This is a genomic window from Colwellia sp. MB3u-41 (assembly GCF_014076845.1).
In the GTDB taxonomy this organism is placed as follows: domain Bacteria; phylum Pseudomonadota; class Gammaproteobacteria; order Enterobacterales; family Alteromonadaceae; genus Colwellia_A.
In genome coordinates this window covers 1-3,566 of record NZ_JACGUT010000041.1, presented here as the reverse complement: position 1 = coordinate 3,566, position 3,566 = coordinate 1, and the positions used below count along the sequence as shown (strand labels likewise).

The following is a 3,566-nucleotide window of genomic DNA, read 5'->3' as shown; positions in this document are numbered from 1 at the left end:
CAGGATGACGGAGTAGTATTCAGGATGACGGAGTAGTATTCAGGATGACGGAGTAGTATTCAGGATGACGGCGTAGTATTGAGGATGACGCTTATTTGTATTATCGCTATAATGATTCATTTACTTCTTTATAGAAAACCTTTGGGGTTGTATGACATCTATTATTGCTGAAAATGAATTTGGTCAAATTAAACAAGTCTCGCTTACCAAACAAATTAGCATGTTGGAAATAACCCATGATACTGGTACCGCTAAAATAAGTTTATATGGTGGACAAGTGCTGGCGTGGCAGCCAGTTAATGAACAACCAGTGTTTTGGTTAAGCGAAAATGCGATATTTGAGCAAGGAACAGCCATTCGTGGAGGTATTCCTTTATGCTGGCCTTGGTTTGGTCCATATCAGGCGCCCAGTGGTGAAACCGCAGGGAATCATGGCTTTGCTCGTCAGCGGAATTGGCAGTTTGATGAAGTGACCATTGAAAAAAACAGTGTTACCGTGACCTTGTTCTTGTCTGGGCTAAATGATCATCCGCTATGGCCTCATCAATATCAATTAAAACAGCAGTTAATTTTTTCTAAACAATTTGAACAACGACTCTTTATCAGTAACTTATCGTCGAAGGCGTTTGAGTACTCAGCGGCATTACACAGTTACTTTGCTGTTAGTACGCCAGAAAATATCAAGATAGCGCCGTTAGCTGAATTTCCCTTTGATGACAAAGTTACGGGTAAAGAACAGCAGCTAGCTGCTTTAGAAAATTGCTGTGGGGAAGTCGATCGTATTTATTACACTAACCAACCATGCTTAATCGAAGATAAGCAATGGCAAAGAACCATTAAAGTTTCGTCAACCAATTGTCAGCAGTGGGTTTTATGGAATCCTGGCGCTGAACTGGCCAACAAAATGAAAGATCTTCATGTCGGGGCTGAAAATGCATTTGTGTGTTTAGAAGCGGTAAATACCAACATACATGTCGTTGAGGCAAATGAAACTGTGATGATAGGTCAGACCGTATCATTGGCATAGCCGGTAATCGTAAGCATCAAAATAGGTCCGTCTAGATAAGCTTCTAGACTTTGTTGCTATTATCCTTTATCTTTTCATCATAATTAACAGGTAATACCAGTTGGTGTGACCTTTTATAATTTGGTGGCGTTGTGGATATAAGTCGAAGGAAATTCTTTAAAGTCAGTTTGCTTGGCAGTGCTGTCTTGTTCGTTGGCAGTAGTTTATCTACTTTTGCGCTAGCAAGACTGAGTGAGGACGATTTACCTGATTTTGATTTTCTTAACGTGGCTGATGCTGAATTCTTGTTAGTGCTTGCACCGGTCATGTTAACAGCTAACTACCCAGGTTTATTAGAAAAAGAAGCCGAACATCGGTTATTAACCGCTATTGACAAACAAATTGCCGCTTTAGATGAGCATTCCCAAAAGCAATTACGACAACTGTTTGATTTATTATCCTCTTTTACATTGCGTTACCTCGCTGGCGCACCTATTAGTGATTGGGCTTTAGCATCAACTGAGCAACTCGAGAGTTTTCTACAAGGCTGGAAAACAAGCATGTTTTCATTAAAACGTAGCGGTTACGCGGCTTTAAGTAAGTTGATCACGATGAGCTGGTATATCCAACCAGAAAATTTTTTACAAGCGGGTTATCCAGGCCCTCCTAAAATAGTGCCACCGCAGGAATAAAATGTGAAAATAGTCTCCGAAATTCGTGGTATTAGTGATCCATACGCTGCTAATAAAGCACTCGTTAAGCGTACTATAAACGCTAATCAACTTGAAACAGACCATATAACTGCTGACGTTATAATCATTGGTACAGGTGCTGGTGGTGGTACTAGCGCTGAAATATTAGCCCAAGCAGGTTTAAACGTTTTGATGATAGAAGAGGGGCCATTAAAATCGACTCGTGATTTCAAAATGGATGAACAACAAGCGTATGCTGATTTATATCAAGAAAGTGCCGGACGAGCCACTAAAGATGGCGGCATTGGTATTTTACAAGGTCGCTGTGTCGGTGGAACAACGGTTGTCAATTGGACCTCTAGTTTTAGAACACCGCCATTAACGCTTGATTACTGGCAGAAAACCTTCCAGGTAAAAGGCTGTAGCACCCGTGATATGGTGCCATGGTTCGCACAAATGGAAAAACGCTTAAGCATAGCGCCATGGCAAGGCGCTAATGAAAATAATGCGGTATTAAAAGAGGGCTGTGAAAAACTCAATATTCCATGGAAAGTTATTCCACGCAATGTCAAAGGCTGTTGGAATCTAGGTTATTGCGGTATGGGCTGCCCAACTAACGCTAAACAGTCGATGTTAGTGACAACGATTCCTGATGCGCTTGAACACGGAGCTACCTTGCTCTATCAAGCCCGAGTGGAACGCTTACTTATCACCGATAAAAAAATAACGGGTGTAGAATGTATTGCCCTTGATGATAATAAGCAAAAAACGACGAAAAAAATTATAGCGAAAGCCCCTTATATTATTCTCGCGGGCGGCGCTATTAATGGTCCTGCCTTGATGTTACGTTCTAATGCGCCTGATCCAAATAACCGTATTGGTAAAAGAACCTTTTTACATCCAACGGTTTTTTCTTTTGCTCAATTTGATAAAGAAATCTCTCCCTTTTATGGTGCGCCACAAAGCATTTATAGTGATCATTTTCAATGGCAACACGGTGCTACTGGGCCATTAAGTTATAAACTAGAAGTGCCGCCATTACATCCCGCTATGTCATCAATCATGTTAATGGGGCACGGTAAAAACCATGTAAATGATATGGCTAAGCTCAACAATACCCACGCTATGTTAGCGTTGTTGCGTGATGGGTTTGATGAGGACAGCGAAGGAGCAAGTATTACCCTTTCTGATGATGGTAGCCCGATTGTAGATTATCCAATGAATGATTATTTATTTGACGGCATAAAGCGCGCTTACTTATCAATGGCTGAAATACAGTTTGCAGCGGGGGCAAAAAAAGTACGCCCAGCACACGAACATGGCCAATGGTTTGATAGTTTTGAGTCTTTTAAAGTCGGTTTTGAGCAACTCGAGCATCAAGTGAGTAATAACTTGGTAGGAAGTGCTCACGTTATGGGCGGACTCGCTATGGGTGAAAACAAAGCATTATGCGTAGTCGACAGTGACTGCAAATACCATTATTTAGACAATTTATGGGTATTTGATGGCTCTGTGTTTCCTACGTCAATTGGTACTAATCCACAGCTTTCTATTTATGCTTTAGTGTGTAAACAAGCAACCAAACTAGCCCAAAAATTGAAGAGTAATTAAGCACTTTATTTTCTGGAATAGGGCAATAAAACAGCTAAACTTATGATGGGAAATAGACCGAATTATAATTATTTGCACGAGTTTCGTCATGCTGAATTCATTTCAGTATCTGTTATTTGGTTCGAAGTACAGATCCTGAAACAAGTGCAGGATGACGGAGATGTGTTCAGGATGACGGAGTTGTGTTCAGGATGACGGAGATGTGTTGAGGATGACGGTGTTGTGTTCATGATGACGGTGTTGTTTTCTGGGGAATG

3 protein-coding genes are annotated in these 3,566 nt (G+C 41.1%); all 3 read left to right on the top strand.

Translation table 11 applies throughout. The features are described 5' to 3' along the window. Positions 1 to 151: 151 nt before the first annotated feature. On the top strand, positions 152 to 1,027 hold the full coding sequence (locus tag H4J73_RS02170; protein WP_182188800.1) for a D-hexose-6-phosphate mutarotase: 876 nt from the start codon (positions 152 to 154) through the stop codon (positions 1,025 to 1,027). 131 nt (positions 1,028 to 1,158) lie between these two features. Further along, positions 1,159 to 1,698 (top strand): hypothetical protein, encoded by a 540-nt coding sequence (locus tag H4J73_RS02165; RefSeq protein ID WP_182188799.1) that lies wholly within the window; start codon positions 1,159 to 1,161, stop codon positions 1,696 to 1,698. A gap of 3 nt (positions 1,699 to 1,701) precedes the next feature. Further along, a complete protein-coding gene (locus H4J73_RS02160) occupies positions 1,702 to 3,309 on the top strand; it encodes a GMC family oxidoreductase (protein ID WP_310649632.1) in 1,608 nt (535 codons plus the stop codon). Positions 3,310 to 3,566: the final 257 nt, after the last annotated feature.

Coding starts and splice junctions, on each gene's coding strand:
- H4J73_RS02170 (WP_182188800.1), top strand. CDS start 152: ATGACATCTATTATTGCTGAAAATGAATTTGGTCAAATTAAACAAGTC.